The 16,843-nt window shown below is 61.4% G+C and carries 14 protein-coding genes, 1 tRNA gene and 1 pseudogene; 8 read left to right on the top strand and 8 right to left on the bottom strand.

Translation table 11 applies throughout. The annotated features are described in order from the left end of the window. Nucleotides 1-22 precede the first annotated feature (22 nt). Together A4R29_RS24135 and A4R29_RS34275 are read right to left on the bottom strand one after the other, a co-directional pair. Nucleotides 23-2,290, bottom strand: a complete 2,268-nt coding sequence (locus tag A4R29_RS24135; protein ID WP_063173049.1) for an alginate lyase family protein — start codon at nucleotides 2,288-2,290, stop codon at nucleotides 23-25. 129 nt (nucleotides 2,291-2,419) lie between these two features. Then, on the bottom strand, nucleotides 2,420-2,710 hold the full coding sequence (locus tag A4R29_RS34275; RefSeq protein ID WP_145923782.1) for a hypothetical protein: 291 nt from the start codon (nucleotides 2,708-2,710) through the stop codon (nucleotides 2,420-2,422). Between the two features lie 175 nt (nucleotides 2,711-2,885). On the opposite strand from A4R29_RS34275, the gene A4R29_RS24125 reads away from it, so the two are divergent. The 3 genes and pseudogenes from A4R29_RS24125 to A4R29_RS35650 form a co-directional block, all read left to right on the top strand. Further along, complete coding sequence (locus tag A4R29_RS24125) at nucleotides 2,886-3,245, top strand: lysozyme inhibitor LprI family protein (protein WP_024502741.1); 360 nt, start codon at nucleotides 2,886-2,888, stop codon at nucleotides 3,243-3,245. A gap of 14 nt (nucleotides 3,246-3,259) precedes the next feature. After that, complete coding sequence (locus tag A4R29_RS24120) at nucleotides 3,260-3,655, top strand: hypothetical protein (RefSeq protein ID WP_013529710.1); 396 nt, start codon at nucleotides 3,260-3,262, stop codon at nucleotides 3,653-3,655. A gap of 9 nt (nucleotides 3,656-3,664) precedes the next feature. Beyond that, nucleotides 3,665-3,765, top strand: a pseudogene (locus A4R29_RS35650) (transposase); the annotation flags it as partial. Here A4R29_RS35650 and A4R29_RS34515 read toward each other — a convergent pair. Together A4R29_RS34515 and A4R29_RS24110 are read right to left on the bottom strand one after the other, a co-directional pair. Then, nucleotides 3,738-3,905: a hypothetical protein gene (locus A4R29_RS34515; protein ID WP_161491087.1), complete on the bottom strand. Its 168-nt coding sequence runs from the start codon at nucleotides 3,903-3,905 to the stop codon at nucleotides 3,738-3,740. The pseudogene A4R29_RS35650 and the gene A4R29_RS34515 sit on opposite strands and share 28 nt — an antisense overlap. Nucleotides 3,906-4,135: 230 nt before the next feature. Further along, nucleotides 4,136-4,852, bottom strand: a complete 717-nt coding sequence (locus tag A4R29_RS24110) for a Stf0 family sulfotransferase (protein ID WP_244506864.1) — start codon at nucleotides 4,850-4,852, stop codon at nucleotides 4,136-4,138. Between the two features lie 403 nt (nucleotides 4,853-5,255). Here A4R29_RS24110 and A4R29_RS24105 point away from each other — a divergent pair, with 403 nt between their 5' ends. Next, on the top strand, nucleotides 5,256-5,462 hold the full coding sequence (locus A4R29_RS24105; RefSeq protein ID WP_013529712.1) for a hypothetical protein: 207 nt from the start codon (nucleotides 5,256-5,258) through the stop codon (nucleotides 5,460-5,462). A 274-nt stretch (nucleotides 5,463-5,736) separates the two neighbouring features. Here A4R29_RS24105 and A4R29_RS24100 read toward each other — a convergent pair. Continuing rightward, a tRNA-Val gene (locus A4R29_RS24100) sits at nucleotides 5,737-5,811 on the bottom strand. A gap of 116 nt (nucleotides 5,812-5,927) precedes the next feature. Next, the gene (gene cpdR, locus A4R29_RS24095; protein ID WP_006199474.1) at nucleotides 5,928-6,290 is read right to left on the bottom strand and encodes a cell cycle two-component system response regulator CpdR; all 363 of its coding nucleotides are present in this window, start codon (nucleotides 6,288-6,290) and stop codon (nucleotides 5,928-5,930) included. A 163-nt stretch (nucleotides 6,291-6,453) separates the two neighbouring features. Here cpdR and A4R29_RS24090 point away from each other — a divergent pair, with 163 nt between their 5' ends. Both A4R29_RS24090 and hisN read left to right on the top strand, forming a co-directional pair. Beyond that, nucleotides 6,454-7,395 carry an N-formylglutamate amidohydrolase gene (locus A4R29_RS24090; RefSeq protein ID WP_013529713.1) on the top strand — a complete coding sequence of 314 codons (942 nt, stop codon included), beginning with the start codon at nucleotides 6,454-6,456 and terminating at the stop codon, nucleotides 7,393-7,395. 301 nt (nucleotides 7,396-7,696) lie between these two features. After that, nucleotides 7,697-8,470, top strand: coding sequence for a histidinol-phosphatase (gene hisN / locus A4R29_RS24085; protein WP_063173046.1), 774 nt, complete (start codon nucleotides 7,697-7,699; stop codon nucleotides 8,468-8,470). Nucleotides 8,471-8,487: 17 nt separating this feature from the next. Here hisN and A4R29_RS24080 read toward each other — a convergent pair whose 3' ends face one another. Next, nucleotides 8,488-9,465 (bottom strand): alpha/beta fold hydrolase, encoded by a 978-nt coding sequence (locus A4R29_RS24080; RefSeq protein ID WP_063173793.1) that lies wholly within the window; start codon nucleotides 9,463-9,465, stop codon nucleotides 8,488-8,490. Between the two features lie 481 nt (nucleotides 9,466-9,946). Here A4R29_RS24080 and A4R29_RS24075 point away from each other — a divergent pair, with 481 nt between their 5' ends. Continuing rightward, entirely contained in the window at nucleotides 9,947-10,414 is a 468-nt protein-coding gene (locus tag A4R29_RS24075; RefSeq protein WP_013529716.1) for an Hsp20 family protein, read from the top strand. Between the two features lie 71 nt (nucleotides 10,415-10,485). Here A4R29_RS24075 and A4R29_RS24070 read toward each other — a convergent pair whose 3' ends face one another. Further along, complete coding sequence (locus A4R29_RS24070; RefSeq protein ID WP_013529717.1) at nucleotides 10,486-11,535, bottom strand: threonine aldolase family protein; 1,050 nt, start codon at nucleotides 11,533-11,535, stop codon at nucleotides 10,486-10,488. Between the two features lie 491 nt (nucleotides 11,536-12,026). Between A4R29_RS24070 and gltB the strand changes: the two genes are divergently transcribed. Continuing rightward, entirely contained in the window at nucleotides 12,027-16,763 is a 4,737-nt protein-coding gene (gene gltB, locus A4R29_RS24065; RefSeq protein ID WP_063173792.1) for a glutamate synthase large subunit, read from the top strand. Nucleotides 16,764-16,843: the final 80 nt, after the last annotated feature.

Genomic DNA, 16,843 nt, shown 5'->3' with positions numbered 1-16,843 from the left:
AGGCCAGGAATGCCGGGCGTCGCTAACGTCTCCGCCACAGCCAAAAAGGCGCGATTGCCTCGTCTGGATGAAAAATGGGCTTGGTCGCCCTTCCCAGATCGGCAGGTGGCATTCCTGCGGGATCATGGTGCGTCAGGTCGAGAAGCAGCGGCCCAAGCCGATCCGGATCGACAGTTTCGGCCGACATGGTGTGTGGCTTGTTCTCGTGCGCAACAAGCCAGTGCAGCGCCTGGACCAGTCCCAGTCCCTCGGCTGTCTTGTGTTGCCAGAGATTGTCACCGACCGAAGACAGGACACGGGCCAGCGACGTCCAGCCTTGCAAGGTAAACATGGCGTAGTGCCTGGGGCGCGTGCGGGACAGTTCCCTGGGCAAGGAGCCATCGGCTGCGATCTGGGTTGCTAGTCTCTCCCGAGCATAGAGGCTGATCTTGGCCAGGGTGGCGCTGTCGCCAAGAAACGTGGCGATCGATGCCCGCTGCAAATCGTAATATGTTCCCTGGTTGCTGCTGCTGCAGAAGGCCGTCGCGGCTGCCGGCGCGGTGTCCAGCCATTCGCAGTAGGAACCGAGCCAGGCTCTGAACGCATCGCGATCCTCGTCGCCCAGTACTCCTGTTCGCTCGAGCAGGCGTACGGCATCCAGGAAGAAATAGAAATCCTTCAGCTCGATGATGCCGTGGCCGGACCCTTCATTGTTGTCGTGGCCCGACCGCACCTGCGCATAGCGCAAATGCGGGTTCATTCTTGTCCTGGGATCGATAAACCATGCGCGAATGAGCCTGGCGGCGTGGACGGCATAATGATGCCCATCAAGCACGGTTGCGGCGAGCGCAAGCACGGTTGTGTCGTCGAAGACGCGCTGCAAGCGTGTGCGATCGTAGGTTTCGCTTCCTGCTGCATACAATGCCGTGCCGGGCACGCGTTCGCCATCGCGCCGGATATAGGGCAGGCCGTCGGGTCTGTCGGGGTCGGGCCACCAGTAAGGCGCGGGGTGAAAATAGTCCTGGGGATCCCCGCTGGGGGCTAGGCCAGTCTTGTCGAGCACGCTGACCGGACCGCGGGCGAGTGCCTGTCCGGCCGCGGTTTCGAGATGGTGCAGGATGGGCCCGTCCTTCACCGCGTGGGCCAGGGCGTCTTCGTCATAAAAGGCCAGGCGGGAGGCATCAAGCCGAGCGGCGACTAGCTTGGCGTCACATTGATCGACCATATCGACGATCGCCTGATCGCGGCTGACCAGACGCGCGACGAAGCCGGCCTTGCCGATCTCCAGATGCGAACGCCCTGAATCCAGGCGCGCCACCCAGCCCGCTTTCTGGAGCAGCCCGGCATCCGCTGCCCGGACCGGGCGTGGAAAATCCCAGGCATCGTCGCGGTAGCGGTCCCAGGGGCCGGGAACTGCCAACCGCCACAGCATCTCGATTTTTGGCCGCCTTCCGTAACCATAGTTTTCGTCGAACAGTTGCGTGGTATCGGCTCGAAATATGATCTGCGGCTCCTCCTCGGCCGGCGGCTGGAAGCTCTGGTCCAGCAGAAGCGCATTGTCGACAATGCGCGCCATGGGCACCACAGCGTAGGGAAGGTGCGGGTTTTTCTCGATCGCGGACCGTATCCGCTGGAACGCAGAGTCTGTCAGGTAGCAGTTCCCGTCCCAGGGCATCAGCCATTTTGCCCTGTCGCGGGCAATCGCGAGCGCGGCGTTGCGAGCACCATTGTTGTTCATCACATAGAGGTTCTTGCTGCGGCGGATGTGCGTTTCGTAACGCGCGGACTGTCCGCTCGCCCGGCCCTTCTCTGAGAATCGGAGGTCGCCGGCAACAAGCTGGTCGACGTCCCAGGATATCTTCCGGTACTGATCGAGTTCGAAGGGGATTGTATGAAAATTCTGGCGGCGGCTTTCGAGCAGGCCGATGATCCGGGCTTCCTCGTCGGTGTCGACTATTCGATTGACGATCCAGAATTTTTCGCAGGCGTCGAAGACCGGTTCGTTGTCCAGAATGAACAGCACGTTGTCGAATGACTGGCCCTTGCGGTGTCGGGGTTCCAGATCATTGCCGATGATCCGGACGAGCATGAAGCTGTCGGCAATCTGCGAGATCGGCGACGCCGTGTAAGTCTCGCGGGCGGCCTCGATCCGCTTGCCGAGTTCGCGCCGGTATTCAGCATTCTGCTTTGCGGAAATGAGCGCGTTGCCCAATGTCGACCACGGCGACCGCAATTGCGTGCGCACACGGTTCAGTTCGCGATATATCTTCGGCCAGGACGATAGTTTTGTCCTACCGGGCTGTGAGCTCATGACGGCACGCAGGGAGACCGGATCCCGATCACCGCCTCGGGGATGCGCGCGGTTTCGCCAATCATTCCGACTTCGACTCTGGACCATTTCTGAGCGTGAGGCGACCAAGCCCTGAATTGTGCGACACGATCAATCATGGAAAACGTCTCTCGCATGTAACGTTGCGAATGTCCTGTTATGTTCTGCTGCATAAGTGACGGCAGGTTGCCAGGCAACGCCGACAGGACAATGCGATAAATCAAATCCGAAAACCACATAGCATGGCAAATGCCCCGGCATCGGCGATTCGCCTTCACGCAAAGGCAAGCTCGCAAAAGATGCGCCGGTGATCGCAATTTTCTTGGAACCAATCCTCCCGGCGCGCGACCAAGCGATGTGTCCAAACATGGTCAGCTTGTGGCGGCCGCATTCGACCGCCATTGCATCGAATGCATGAGTTATCTGCCACTCCCCGCATATCACCTCACGGCCCTAGCCTCGTCCGTCCTGCATTGTTGAACCCGACAACCCTTTGCTTACTATATGGTTTTCCAGGCCTTGCCGGCTGCTCCTATGCGTGCTTACTTGTGGTTGTTTTCACGAGGGGGATACAATCATGCGTTTTCTACTTGCTGCGGTCGCCATGCTGTCGTTCGCCGCCACCGCGGCTCTGGCTGATCCAGCTTCGGATTTCAAAAGAGCCGATCAGGCATTGAACCAGACCTTCAAGCAAATCCAGAAGCGGCTTACGGATGATTCCGACGGCAAGGCACGGTTCGTGAAAGCGCAGAGAGCGTGGATTGCGTTCCGCAACGCCGAATGCACGTTTCAATCCAGCGGTGACGATGGTGGCTCCGCGGCGCCGATGGTTGCCGCTGCTTGTCAGGCTGACCTGACCAAGGCTCGCACCAGGCAGTTGAAGGCCTACCTGAACTGCCAGGAGGGTGACCTCTCTTGCCCGGTGCCATCAGAATAATCTGGAGTGACAAAATGCCGAATTTCAAGATGAGATATGTGCTGATCGCGCTTGTGCCGTTGGCGGTTGCCGGTTGCGTCAGCGCTGAGGATCAGCGCGCAATGGATCAGCAACAGTGCGCGTCTTACGGCTACAGGCCAGGAACCAACAGGTTTGCCGACTGCATGATGCAACAGACCTCACAACGTTCAGAAGATGAGCAGCGCTCATTGGATCGCATGGCCGCGCAAGAACAGAGAGACAAGGATCGCAAGGAAGCGCGTCGAAAGGACGACAGCTACATCGATCCAAGGCCGAGTTACGACAAGGACGGCAATCCGAATTTCGACACTCAAGGCAATTACCAAGGGTGTCACGGCGCGGGATGCTTGGTCGACAATCCAGACAATAACGATGACGATGACCAGTAGGCTGGCTCCGCGAGGCTCTCCTTCCTGCCCCCTATAGTCCGGACCTCAACCCAATCGAGAAACCCTTCGCCAACTTCAAGCACTACATGCGGCGTTGCGCCAGGTGCAGGCTAGAAGTCAACCCAAATGCGAACCGCTCTACCTCGGCGAACAGCCGGGAAATGCCGATCCTGCACACGCGATCCGCGATTCCATCAGCTTGAAGGATGGTTCCGGAACTTTTTGCCGCAATGGCAGGTTCGAGCGACATGACGAAACTATCTGACCCTGGCCCGCCGTTCCCAGCAAGCTGCACGGCGGCCAGGACATCCCGGAAGAAGATCATTACTGCGGGCAGACGGTTGACCGGCGCGATTTACTCCAGGTGTTCTGGAGGAAGAGCCGGGGCATTGAGCGCTGAACCGAGCCAGCTGCAACGATCATCGAATTTCCCCGAAGAAAGTACCTGCCTCTAGAAGCGCTTTCGGATCAGGGGCCGTTTCAGGGCAAAGCGGGCGATATTGTCGAGCGTTCTTGGCACCGCCATCTCCCCGATGCCCTCAATGGCGCCCTTGGCCGCTGCGTCCTCACGAAAGCGCTGTCCCGTTGAACAGTGAATCTCGAATTGGCGGTGTCTTCCGGGACCTGGACGCCCATATAATCCGCCACAGCTTCCAGATAGGGCCGTGGGTCTTGCTGCAAATCTTCGTAGACGAATTGACGACAATCCAGCCCCGCAAGTTGTAGGTAGGACCTCCAGAACGCATAGCTTCGATCAATCTGGAAATACGCTTGGCTGATGTCGGCGAAGCTATAAGGAACAGAGCGCGGATTGACTTTCCCTTCGTGCCGGCTCGTCCACACTCCAGACATCCTAGCTCGGTAGAACGAAATAGCTTGCTGAATTCGGTCGCGACGTTCCAACAAAATGAATTCCAAGCCGTGTTTTCTTCGTATCTCGAATAGAAAATCCTTTCCGAATTTCTCCTTACACCAGGCCAGATGGCGCGGAAACAACTTGATCGCAAACCGCCCGTTGTCGGTCGCCGCTTTCTCGATGGCCGCTTTTTCAAGATCATCATAGGTGCGGGGATCGAAGCGTAGATAGGCCGGATCAAGCCATTCCTCCGACCGTCCCATCAGGCCAGTTGCGTTCGTCAGGCTTCCCAGCCAGTTCGAACCGCTTCTTCCCTCTGTAAGAATCGCAACGCCCCGCATAAAATCCTCACTTCACCTTGTCCCGCAACGCATGCCGCAAGGCCCGCTTACCTTCAATCCAAATCAGCGCTGCGTTCCCGCCCCATGTCCAGGAACACCGTGTTCAGCTTATTGCCGCCGTGATCTTCGTTGCCATCTTGTCGGCATCACCAGGGCTTTGGCTGGATTCCAGACCAGATGACCACGCAATTCATCTAGGACGCCGCATCGGCCGCCATCGTCATCGTGGGCGTGTTCGCCGTCGCCGACACGTCGCCACGCGATTGCTGCGCCTGCCCACGAGTGCCCTCTGTCGAACAACGGTGAGGGTTGTTTTCGCCGCCATCACTATTTTTGTGAACCAATTCACCCGAGGCGCGACCAAGTGATGTGTCCAAACATGGTTCATCAAGGAGAACGTCTTATGTTTACTGTCTCGAGAAACGTCTTTTTGGCCGCCATCGCCGTTTCGGTGCTGGCCGGCTGCAAGACAACCGCTCCCAGGGAATGCGACAAGCTGAAGCCTGGCGTCACCTATAACGGCAAATGCTGCGGCATCGGCGAGCCTTGCCGCGAAGGCAAGGGCGGCGGCGACAGGCCGGGAAATACGCCTGATCCAGCGCCGCAATGATCTGGTTGCGTGTCGCCCGTTCCGGTCAGCGCTGGGACGGGCGCGTTGCGCTCGAAAGCTCGCCAACGTCCAGCCTCCCCTTGAGGCACCGAAATCGTCCAGCTCTGTGTAACGCGCGCCCTGGACGGCCCTGTGCCACGCTGTGCCCAGCTTATCCCAAGTGAGGAGTTCTTCCGCCACCGCCTCGACGCTGCTCATCCCGCGCGTCATGCCCACGCGCTTTGTCTGGCGAGCCGGCCAGCATGTCGATCCAAGTCTGATTTGTCTGGTTGGATGGTGGGCGTGACAGGGATTGAACCTGTGACCCCTGCAATGTCAATGCAGTGCTCTCCCGCTGAGCTACACGCCCATCCGAAGCCGCGCATACACCATTTTTGATCCAGCGCGTCAATAGCAGGAAAAAGGAAAGAAGGCGTCGTCTCGCCGCAGTGGCGAAGAGGTGCGGCGCCTCGCCTAGAAAACGGCTCAGGCCGCCTGCAGCATCTTCTCCACCTCGTTGACGAGGTCGCGCAGATGGAATGGCTTCGACAGCACCTTGGCGTCTTTCGGCGCCTTGGAATCCGGGTTCAACGCAACGGCGGCGAAACCGGTGATGAACATGACTTTCAGATCGGGATCGATCTCGGTGGCGCGGCGCGCCAGCTCGATGCCGTCCATCTCCGGCATGACGATGTCGGTCAGCAGCAGCGAGAACGGCTCTTCGCGCAGCCGCTCATAGGCGCTGGCGCCATTGTCGAAATCGCTGACCTGGTAACCGGCGCGCTCCAGCGCCTTGACGAGGAACCGACGCATATCGTCGTCGTCTTCCGCCAGAAGAATGCGTGCCATGATATCCTGTCCGAATCACCCGCCCGAGATTGCCGTTGGGCAAGCCCGTTAACCATCCTGTATATGAGGAGGTGAGGGTAAACATCAAGTGAACGCGGACGGCGATGATCCATATTTGCCGCGGGTGTGCCGCCGCTGAAATGCTGGACACGCGGCCTGCAAGGTGGCACTTTCACATCATGATGCACTGGTGTTTTCGGGTTCGTTCAAATTGAAGACGGCAGCCGAGGATTTTTCGGTCTTTCCACCCTTCGAAATCCGGTCGGGCGCCGAGCAGCGCGTCCCCTTCCTCTTCAACTCGCCGCATAGCGGCCGCTACTATCCCGAACGCTTCCTGGCCATGGCAAGGCTGGACCGCAACGCCATCCGCCGGTCGGAAGACTGTTACGTCGATGAGCTGTTCGGCGGTGCCGTGGCGCTCGGCGCGCCGCTGCTGGCGGCGAATTTTCCGAGGGCCTATCTCGACGTCAATCGCGAGCCGTGGGAGCTCGATCCTCGCATGTTCGCCGAGCCAGTGCCGTCCTTCTGCAACATCCGCTCGGCGCGGGTGGCGGGTGGGCTTGGCACGGTGCCGAAGCTGGTCGGCGAGGGGCTCGACATCTATTCCGGCCGCCTGCCGCTGTCGGAAGCCGTTGCCCGGATCGAAACCGTCTACAAGCCCTATCACGAGACGCTGAAGCGGCTTTTGACCCGGACCCATGCGCGGTTCGGTTTTGCCGTGCTGATCGACTGTCATTCGATGCCGGCGAGCATCCGTGTCGGCGACAGCGGGCTGCGGCCCGACTTCATCATCGGCGACCGTTTCGGCATCTCGGCAACCGCCGCCCTGACCGAGACCGCGATCGGCCTGCTCAGCGCCATGGGCTATTCGGTTGCCCACAACAAACCCTATGCCGGCGGCTTCATCACCGAGCATTACGGCCGCCCGGCGCGCCATCTGCATGCGCTGCAGATCGAGGTCAATCGCGGGCTCTACATGAACGAACGGACATTCGAGAAGGCCGCCGGCTTCGATGCGCTGGCCGACGATCTGACGCGGTTCTCAGCCGACCTGATGTCGATGCCCGACCATCATTTCATCGACCTGCCGCTGGCCGCGGAGTGAAATCGCGGCGTAAAAAAAGACCGCATCGTTTGCACGATACGGTCGAAGTCTAGGGAGGAAACGCCCAAGGAGGGCATGGACAGGAAACCCTGTCCGAGGTCAAGGGTATTGTGCGTTGCACAAATGTCAAGCGACCTTCAGGCTTTTTTAATTCACTCTGATGTGGAAATTGCGTTTCGACGACGCTTATGTGACATCCGGGCAACAGATGCCGTCGCGGAGAAGTCGTCGAACACACTTGTTTTGGTACGAAATTGGCGGCAGAGCACGGCTCGGACATGCTGCAGTGCGGGAGAATCAGTTGGACATCAGTGTCGATTTCATGCGCCGCATCGCGCAGGTGGCGGCGGCGGAGACCTTGCCGCGCTTTCGTGCCCAAGGCGCGGTCGCCAACAAGGAACAGGGCAGTTTCGATCCGGTCACCGAGGCCGATCGCGAGGCCGAGCGCGCCATCCGGGCGTTGATCTCTGCCGAGTATCCCGACCATGGCATTCTTGGCGAGGAGCATGGCAGCGAGAACATTTCGAGCCGGCATGTCTGGGTGATCGACCCGATCGACGGCACGCGCGCCTTTATTTCCGGCCTGCCGGTGTGGGGCACGCTGGTCGGGCTGACGGTCGACGGTGACGCCGTTGCCGGCATGATGGCGCAACCCTTCACCGGCGAGCTGTTCTACGCCAACGCCTCAGGTTCGCACTATGAGGGGCCGGGCGGGCCGCGAAAACTGACGACCCGCAAGACGACGAAGTTGGACCAGGCGACGCTGTTCACCACCACGCCGGCGCTATTCAAAGGCGAAGCGCGCAACCGTTACGATGCATTCGAAAGTCAGATCCAACTCGCCCGCTATGGCGCCGATTGCTATGCCTTCGCCATGATCGCTTCGGGAAGCGTCGATATCGTCGCCGATCCCGGTTTGAAGCCATACGACATCGTGGCGCTGATCCCGATCATCGAGAAGGCAGGCGGTGTGGTCACCACATTCGATGGCGGGCCTGCGGAAAAGGGCGGCGATGTCCTGGCGGCTGCAACGCCGGAACTCCACGCAGCTGCCATGGCCGCCTTGCGCGGCTGACCAGCGACCGGCGGCCGTCAGGCCGTGGGGTCGTCGCTGCCGGGAATGAAGGCGTCGAAGGCGGCGAGCAATTGCTCGCGGTAGATGTCGGCTTCCTGCAGGATTTCGTGGCGGGAGCCGTCGATCATCAGCAATGAACCGAGCCGCAGACGCCTGGCGTAGGCTTCGACAGCCCTGGTCGAGACAACCTGGTCGGCGCCGGCGGCGATGATCAGCAGCGGGACCTGGATCCGGGCCATGAAGTCGGGGTCGCTGACGGCTTCCGAAGCTTTCGCGGCTGCCCGCAGCCAACGGATCGTCGGCCCGCCAAGCGCCAGTTGCGGGTATTCTTCATAGATCCGTGTGTTGCGCCGATAGCGTTCCGGGTCCGATGTCAGCTTGTTGGTCTCGAAAGGGGCCGTTACCCTCGGCCGCGGACCCCAGGCGGCATAGAGCCGGCCGAGGCCGAGAGCGCAGAACAGGGAACAGACGCGGCGAACCGTCGAGATCGAGACCGGAAGGTCGGGCAGCGTCAGGAAAGGCGCGATCAGCACCATGCGCCGGACGCGGTTCACCATCGACGGCGCGGCCAGCAGGGTGATCAATGCGCCTGCCGAATGGGCCAGGATGTAGTAGGGTCCGCGGCAATCGGGCAGCACGATCTCCTCGAAGAACTGTTCGAGGTCGGCGGTGTAGTCGCGGAAGCTGCTGACGTAGCCGCGCTGGCGATCGCGAATCAGCCGGTCTGAATCGCCCTGGCCGCGCCAGTCGAGCGTAGCGATGCCAAAGCCACGATCGGCAAGGTTGCGGATGGTTTCGAAATATTTCTCGATGCACTCGTTGCGGCCGGTGAGCAGGACCACGGTGCCCTTCATCGGGCGAGCGACCGCGCCGAACAGGCCGTAGCGGATATTCTTGCGGTCACGCGTGGTGAAGAAGCCGCCGGTGGCGTTTTCCGGTCGCGGATTGCCCTCGATTTCGTGAAAAAGGGAGTTTTCGGTGAAAAGATCCGTCATTCGGCGCTTCGTGCTCGGCGTCTCGCATGCCCGCCTGCGCTGGCCGGCTCCGCTAAGGTGATAGACGCCCATGCGCCAAAAGCCAAGGAATTCCCGGTGACTGACTGGGCTGCAACAGGGAAGGCCGGAAGCCGCTTGAAAGCGTGCTTCCGGCCTCTGTCGATCCGGGAGGAAGGGACGTTACACCCGGTCGGCCTCGTTGCGGTGCCTGTTGTGCAATCGGCGCCGCCAGTCCTTGATCCTGGAATGGACTTTAGCGCCGGCTGCCTGAACGCGCGCCGAAGTGCCGGTTCATCTGCCGTTCATCAAGGGTCCGGCCGCCGTGGCTTTTGCCGCCAGGTGAAATCTTGAAATGCTTTCCAGCGCTCCCCAAATGTCTCGTGCGGTCGCCAATGTAGGGGCCGCTGGCCCACCCGAAACGCCGCTCAAGGGTTTCGCACCGGCCATACGCAAACCATGTTGCTCAACAGGAGAACACCTCATGCGTCACGTTGATTTTTCCCCGCTTTATCGCTCGACCGTCGGCTTCGATCGTCTGTTCACGATGCTCGATTCGCTTGCGCAGCCGGATGGCGCGCAGACCTACCCGCCCTACAACATCGAGCGCACCGGTGAGGATTCCTACCGGATCTCGATGGCGGTTGCCGGCTTCTCTGACGAGGAAATCTCGATCGAAGCCCATCGCAACGTGCTGACCGTGAAGGGTGAGCGCAAGGACGAGGGCACCGGCGAAGGCTCTGAACTGCTCTATCGCGGCATTGCCTCGAGAGCCTTCGAACGCCGCTTCCAGCTTGCCGACCACGTCGAAGTTGTCGGTGCTTCGCTGAAGAACGGCCTGCTGTTCGTCGACCTCAAGCGCAACATCCCCGAGGAGCTGAAGCCGCGCAAGATCGCGATTACGGCATCTTCGGCCAAGGCCAAGCAGATCGAGGCCAAGACCGCTGCCTAAAGTACAAGTCTCCTCCCGAGACGGAAGCGGCGCCGAAAGGCGCCGCTTTTTTGTTATCGGGGATTTCGGTATCAGGCGATCAGCTGGCCAAAACGGTCGACCTCATCGGCCGTCGTCGCGAAGCTGGTGACGAAGCGATACAGCAACTCGTCCTCGCTGATGTGGCCGTCAAAGCCGTGCGGCTTGTGCCAATCATAGAACGCCGCACCCGCTGCCTGCAGCTTTTCAGCTTCGGCTTTCTTGATCACTGCGAAAACCTCGTTTGCCTGCGGCAGCCATGCCAGCTTGGCCGTGGCCGAATCCTCGATCGCAGCGGCAAGGCGTGCGGCCATGGCGTTGGCGTGGCGGGCGGTGTCCAGCCACAATCCGTCTTTGAAATAGGCCTCGAACTGCGCCGCGACGAAGCGCGATTTCGAAAACAGCTGGGCGGCGCGCTTGCGCAGGAACGCCAATTCCCTGGCACGATCAAGATCGAACAGCACGATCGCTTCGGCGCACCAGCAGCCATTCTTGGTGCCGCCGAAGGACAGGATGTCGACGCCGCGTTTCCAGGTCATTTCGGCTGGCGACGTGTCGAGCGCGACCAGCGCATTGGCAAAGCGGGCGCCGTCCATGTGCAAGGGCACCGAATATCGTTTGGCGATCGCCGCGATCGTCTCGATCTCATCCAGGCCGTAGATAGTGCCGACCTCGGTCGACTGGGTGATCGAAACGGCCATCGGCCGTCCCCAATGGACGATTTCCGGTGCGAAACGGCCGATGGTCCTTTCCAGATTGTGCGGATCGATCTTGCCCAGCGCGCCATCGATCTCATGCAGGCGTGAGCCGCCGGAAAAATACACCGGCGCGCCGCATTCGTCCTCGATGACATGCGATTCGCGATGAGCAAAGGAAATGCCGCCCGGCTTGTTGTAAGCGGTCAGCGCCAGCGAGTTGGCGGCCGTGCCGGTGGCGACGAAGAACACCGCGACCTCGCGTTCGAAAATCTCGCTGAAGCGCTGGTAGACTGCCTGGTCGAGCGCTCCGTCGCCGTAGGCGGTCGAAAAGCCGCCGGCATTGGCCGACAGGCCGGCGGCAATGTTGGGGTGGGCGCCTGCCCAATTGTCGGAAGCGAAGAACATGCATCTGCCTATGTCTTGGGAGAACGGGGGGTTGGGGAAATCAGACTGAAGTTGACCGGTTTCGCGTGCTGATCGCAAGGGCCAGGCGCCGGAAAAACAGTAAAGCCAGCCAACGGGCAAAGCCCAGGCCGACGACTGAAGCTTACGTTTTTCCTCAGCTTCACGACATTTTCTGTCGCGAATGCCCCAAGTTTTTTGCAAATCGGTCTTGTGTGCGTCCGGGATTTCTGCCATAAAAATTTAGGACAGTAGTGCTGTCTTATTTTGTCGCACAAAACGAGCTGGATTGGCGTATCATTTGGGCCTCTCCGGCTGTTGCCGCGAGCGACAGGTGGACAGCCAGACTCTGGCCTGTACGATTACCAGATGCGATCCATGCGGAAAGCCGCCTGGTTCGACAGGATTTCGCAAGACGTGCCACAAGGATCAGGGTGAGCCAAGCGCTTGCCGAGGCAAACCAGCGCCTGAATGGCTGGGAAGGAGGACAGGAGATGACGGACATGACGCACTCTGCGACGAACGGCCAGGCCGCGCAGACGAAAGCGGCAACCGTCAAAACCACCTTGCGATCCAATATTGGCCGAAGCGCCAACGGATTTTCCGCCCAGGGCCTCTACGATCCACGCAACGAGCATGACGCCTGCGGCGTCGGTTTCATCGTCAACATGAAGGGCGTGAAGTCGCATCAGATCGTCGAGGACGGGCTTGCTGTGCTCGAAAACCTGACGCATCGCGGCGCCGTCGGCGCCGATCCGCTGGTCGGCGATGGCGCCGGCGTGCTGGTGCAGCTTCCCGACCAGTTCTTCCGTGACGAGATGGCAGCCCAGGGCATCGAGCTGCCGCCGGCGGGCCAGTACGGCGTCGGACACTGGTTCATGCCGCAGGACGCGGCCCTTCGCGCCCATATCGAGGACATCATTGCCGAATCGGCGCAATCCGAGGGACTTCCGCTCATCGGTTTCCGTGACGTGCCCGTCGACAATTCGTCGCTGTCGAAGGCGCCCGACATCGTGGCATCCGAGCCGTTCCATCGGCAGATCTTCATCGGCCGCACGCCAGACATTACCGATGACGAGGAATACGAGGCCAGGCTCTATCTGTTGCGCAAGGTCATCTCGGGCCGCATCTATGCCGAGAACGACAACAAGGACATCGGCGCCTATTGCGTGTCGCTGTCGGCGCGCACCATCGTCTACAAGGGCATGTTCCTGGCTTATCAGGTCGGGGCCTACTACAAGGACCTCAAGGACCCGCGCTTCGAAACCGCGCTGATCCTCGTCCACCAGCGCTTCTCGACCAACACGTTCCCGTCATGGAAGCTGGCGCATCCCTACCGCATGGTCGCCCACAATGGCGAGATCAACACCGTGCGCGGCAACAACAACTGGATGGCTGCGCGCCAGGCGTCGGTCGATTCCGAACTGTTCGGCAACAACATCTCGAAGCTGTGGCCGATTTCCTATGACGGCCAATCCGACACCGCCTGCTTCGACAATGCGCTCGAGTTCCTGTTCCAGGGCGGGTACAGGCTCAGCCATGCCATGATGATGCTGATCCCAGAAGCCTGGGCCGGCAACAAGCTCATGGATGCCGATCGCAAGGCCTTCTACGAATACCATGCGGCATTGATGGAGCCGTGGGACGGACCGGCGGCGGTGGTCTTCACCGATGGCCGCCAGATCGGCGCCACGCTCGACCGCAATGGCTTGCGCCCGGCACGCTACATCGTCACCGACGATGACCGCGTCATCATGGCCTCGGAAGCCGGCGTGCTGCCTGTGCCGGAGGAGAAGATCGTCAAGAAGTGGCGGCTGCAGCCTGGCCGCATGCTGCTGATCGACCTGGAGAAGGGGCGCATCGTCTCCGACGAGGAGCTCAAGTCGGAGATCGCGACCAAGCATCCCTACAAGACCTGGCTCGCCAACACGCAGCTGATCCTCGAAGATCTGAAGCCGGTCGAACCGCGCGCGTTGCGCAAGGATGTCAGCCTGCTCGATCGCCAGCAGGCATTCGGCTACAGCCAGGAGGACACCAAGCTGTTGATGTCGCCTATGGCGACGACAGGCCAGGAAGCGGTGGGCTCGATGGGCACCGACACGCCGATCTCGGCGATGTCGGACAAGTCGAAGCTGCTCTACACCTATTTCAAGCAGAACTTCGCCCAGGTCACCAACCCGCCGATCGACCCGATCCGCGAGGAGCTGGTGATGAGCCTGGTGTCCTTCATCGGGCCGCGGCCCAACATCTTCGACCTTGTCGGCAATTCGCGCCGCAAGCGGCTCGAAGTGCGCCAGCCGATCCTGACCAATGGCGATCTCGAGAAGATCCGCTCCATCGGCCACACCGAGGACCGTTTCGACACCAAGACGATCGACATCACCTATGGCTCCGCCGAAGGCGCCGCGGGCATGCAGGGCGCCATCGATCGGTTGTGCGAGCGGGCGGAGGCGGCGGTTGCCGGCGGCTACAACATCATCATCCTGTCCGACCGCCAGGTCGGGCCCGACCGCATCGCCATCCCGGCGCTGCTGGCGACGGCGGCGGTCCATCATCACCTGATCCGCAAGGGGCTGCGCACCTCGGTCGGCCTCGTCGTCGAATCCGGCGAGCCGCGCGAAGTGCATCATTTCTGCTGCCTCGCCGGCTATGGCGCCGAGGCGATCAATCCCTACCTCGCCTTCGACACGCTGCTCGACATGCACAAGCGCGGCGAACTGCCGAAGGAAGTGGACGCCTACGAAGTCGTCTCGCGCTACATCAAGTCGATCGGCAAGGGCATCCTCAAGGTGATGTCCAAGATGGGCATCTCGACCTACCAGTCCTATTGCGGCGCGCAGATTTTCGACGCCATCGGCCTGAAGACCGATTTCGTGCAGCAATACTTCACCGGCACCGCGACGCTGATCGAAGGCGTCGGCCTGGACGAGATCGCGGCCGAGACGCTCAGCCGCCACAATGACGGTTTCGGCAACGACCCCGTGCTGCGCAACAGCCTCGAGGTCGGCGGCGAATACATGTTCCGCATGCGCGGCGAGGCGCATATCTGGTCGCCAGATGCTGTCGCCACCTTGCAGCACGCCGTGCGCCAGGGATCGTGGGAAACCTTCAAGGACTATTCCGCCCAGATCGACAGCGAGACGGCCCGCGCCCAGACCATTCGCGGCCTGTTCAAGCTCAAGCTGGCCGGGGAAACCGGCCGCAAGAAGGTGGCGCTCGACGACGTCATGCCGGCGGCCGACATCGTCAAGCGGTTCTCGACCGGAGCGATGTCGTTCGGCTCGATCTCGCGCGAAGCGCACACGACGCTGGCGCGCGCGATGAACCAGATCGGCGGCAAGTCGAACACCGGCGAGGGCGGCGAAGAGGCCGACCGCTATCTGCCGCTGCCGGGCGGCGGCAAGAACCCGGAACGCTCGGCGATCAAGCAGATCGCCTCGGGACGTTTCGGCGTCACGGCCGAATACCTCGTCAACTCCGACATGATGCAGATCAAGGTGGCGCAGGGTGCCAAGCCCGGCGAGGGCGGTCAGCTGCCCGGCCACAAGGTCGACGCCACCATCGCCAAGGTCCGGCATTCGACGCCGGGCGTCGGCCTGATCTCGCCGCCGCCGCATCACGACATCTATTCGATCGAGGATCTGGCACAGCTGATCTACGACCTGAAGAACGTCAATCCGGCAGCCGACGTGTCGGTCAAGCTGGTGTCGGAAGTCGGCGTCGGCACGGTTGCGGCGGGCGTCGCCAAGGCGCGCGCCGACCACATCACAATTTCGGGCTATGATGGCGGCACCGGTGCCTCGCCGCTGACCTCGCTCAAGCATGCCGGCAGCCCGTGGGAAATGGGCCTTGCCGAGACACACCAGACGCTGGTGCTGAACGGCTTGCGGTCGCGCGTTGCGCTGCAGGTCGATGGTGGCTTGCGCACAGGGCGCGACGTCATCATCGGCGCGCTGCTCGGCGCCGACGAGTTCGGCTTCTCGACCGCACCGCTGATCGCGGCCGGCTGCATCATGATGCGCAAATGCCATCTCAACACCTGTCCGGTCGGCGTCGCGACGCAGGATCCGGTGTTGCGCAAGCGCTTCAAGGGCACGCCCGAGCATGTCATCAACTTCTTCTTTTACGTCGCGGAAGAGGTGAGGGAGCTGCTCGCCGAGATGGGCTACACCCATCTCGACCAGATCATCGGCGACACCGATCTTCTGGAAAAGCGCGACCTGATCGTGCACTGGAAGGCGCGCGGGCTCGACTTCTCGAAGATGTTCTTCAAGCCGGATGCGCCGCATGAAGCGGTGCACTGGACCGAGCGGCAGAAGCACCCGATCGACGACGTGCTCGACCGCAAGCTGATCGAGCTGGCCAAGCCGGCGCTCGACAGCAAGCTGCCGGTCAAGATCGAGGTCGATATCCGCAATGTCGACCGCTCCGCAGGCGCCATGCTGTCGGGCGAAGTGGCCAAGCGCTTCAAGCACAAGGGCCTGCGCGAGGATACGATATCGGTGAAGCTGACCGGCACTGCCGGCCAGTCCTTTGGCGCCTTCCTGGCGCGCGGCATCTCGTTCGAGCTTGTCGGCGCCGGCAACGACTATGTCGGCAAGGGCCTGTCGGGCGGACGCATCGTCATTCGGCCGCCGGAAGAGGCCAAGATCGTCGCGGCGGAGTCCATCATCGTCGGCAACACGGTGCTCTATGGCGCAACCGAGGGCGAAGCCTATTTCGCCGGCGTCGCCGGCGAGCGTTTCGCCGTGCGCAACTCGGGCGTCGCCGCCGTCGTCGAAGGCGTCGGCGATCATGGCTGCGAGTACATGACTGGCGGCATCGTCGTCGTCATCGGCAAGACCGGCCGCAACTTCGCCGCCGGCATGTCTGGCGGCGTCGCCTACGTGCTCGACGAGGCGGGCGATTTCGCCGAGCGCTGCAACATGGCGATGGTCGAGCTGGAGCCGGTTCCGGAAGAAGACGATCTGATGGAGAGGCTGCTGCACCATGGCGGCGACCTCGATCACAAGGGCCGCGTCGACGTCTCCGGCGACATGACCAGCCATGACGAGGAGCGGCTCTACCAGCTGATCTCGAACCATGTGCACTACACCGGGTCGGTACGTGGTCGCGAGATTCTCGACGACTGGGCGACGTTCCGGCCGAAGTTCCGCAAGATCATGCCGGTCGAATACCGCCGCGCCCTGATCGAGATGGAACGCATGCGCATGGGCGTTGCGGCGGAATAGGCTTTGCAATGGCCGGGGAGCCCAGGCTTCCCGGCCCATCTTCATCGACAGTTTGACCTCCGGCGCAAGGTTGCCATGGC

The sequence above is a fragment of the Mesorhizobium ciceri biovar biserrulae genome (assembly GCF_001618845.1).
Classification (GTDB): domain Bacteria; phylum Pseudomonadota; class Alphaproteobacteria; order Rhizobiales; family Rhizobiaceae; genus Mesorhizobium; species Mesorhizobium ciceri.
Note: the sequence above shows the minus strand (reverse complement) of the source record. Positions and strands in the feature narration are given on the sequence as shown.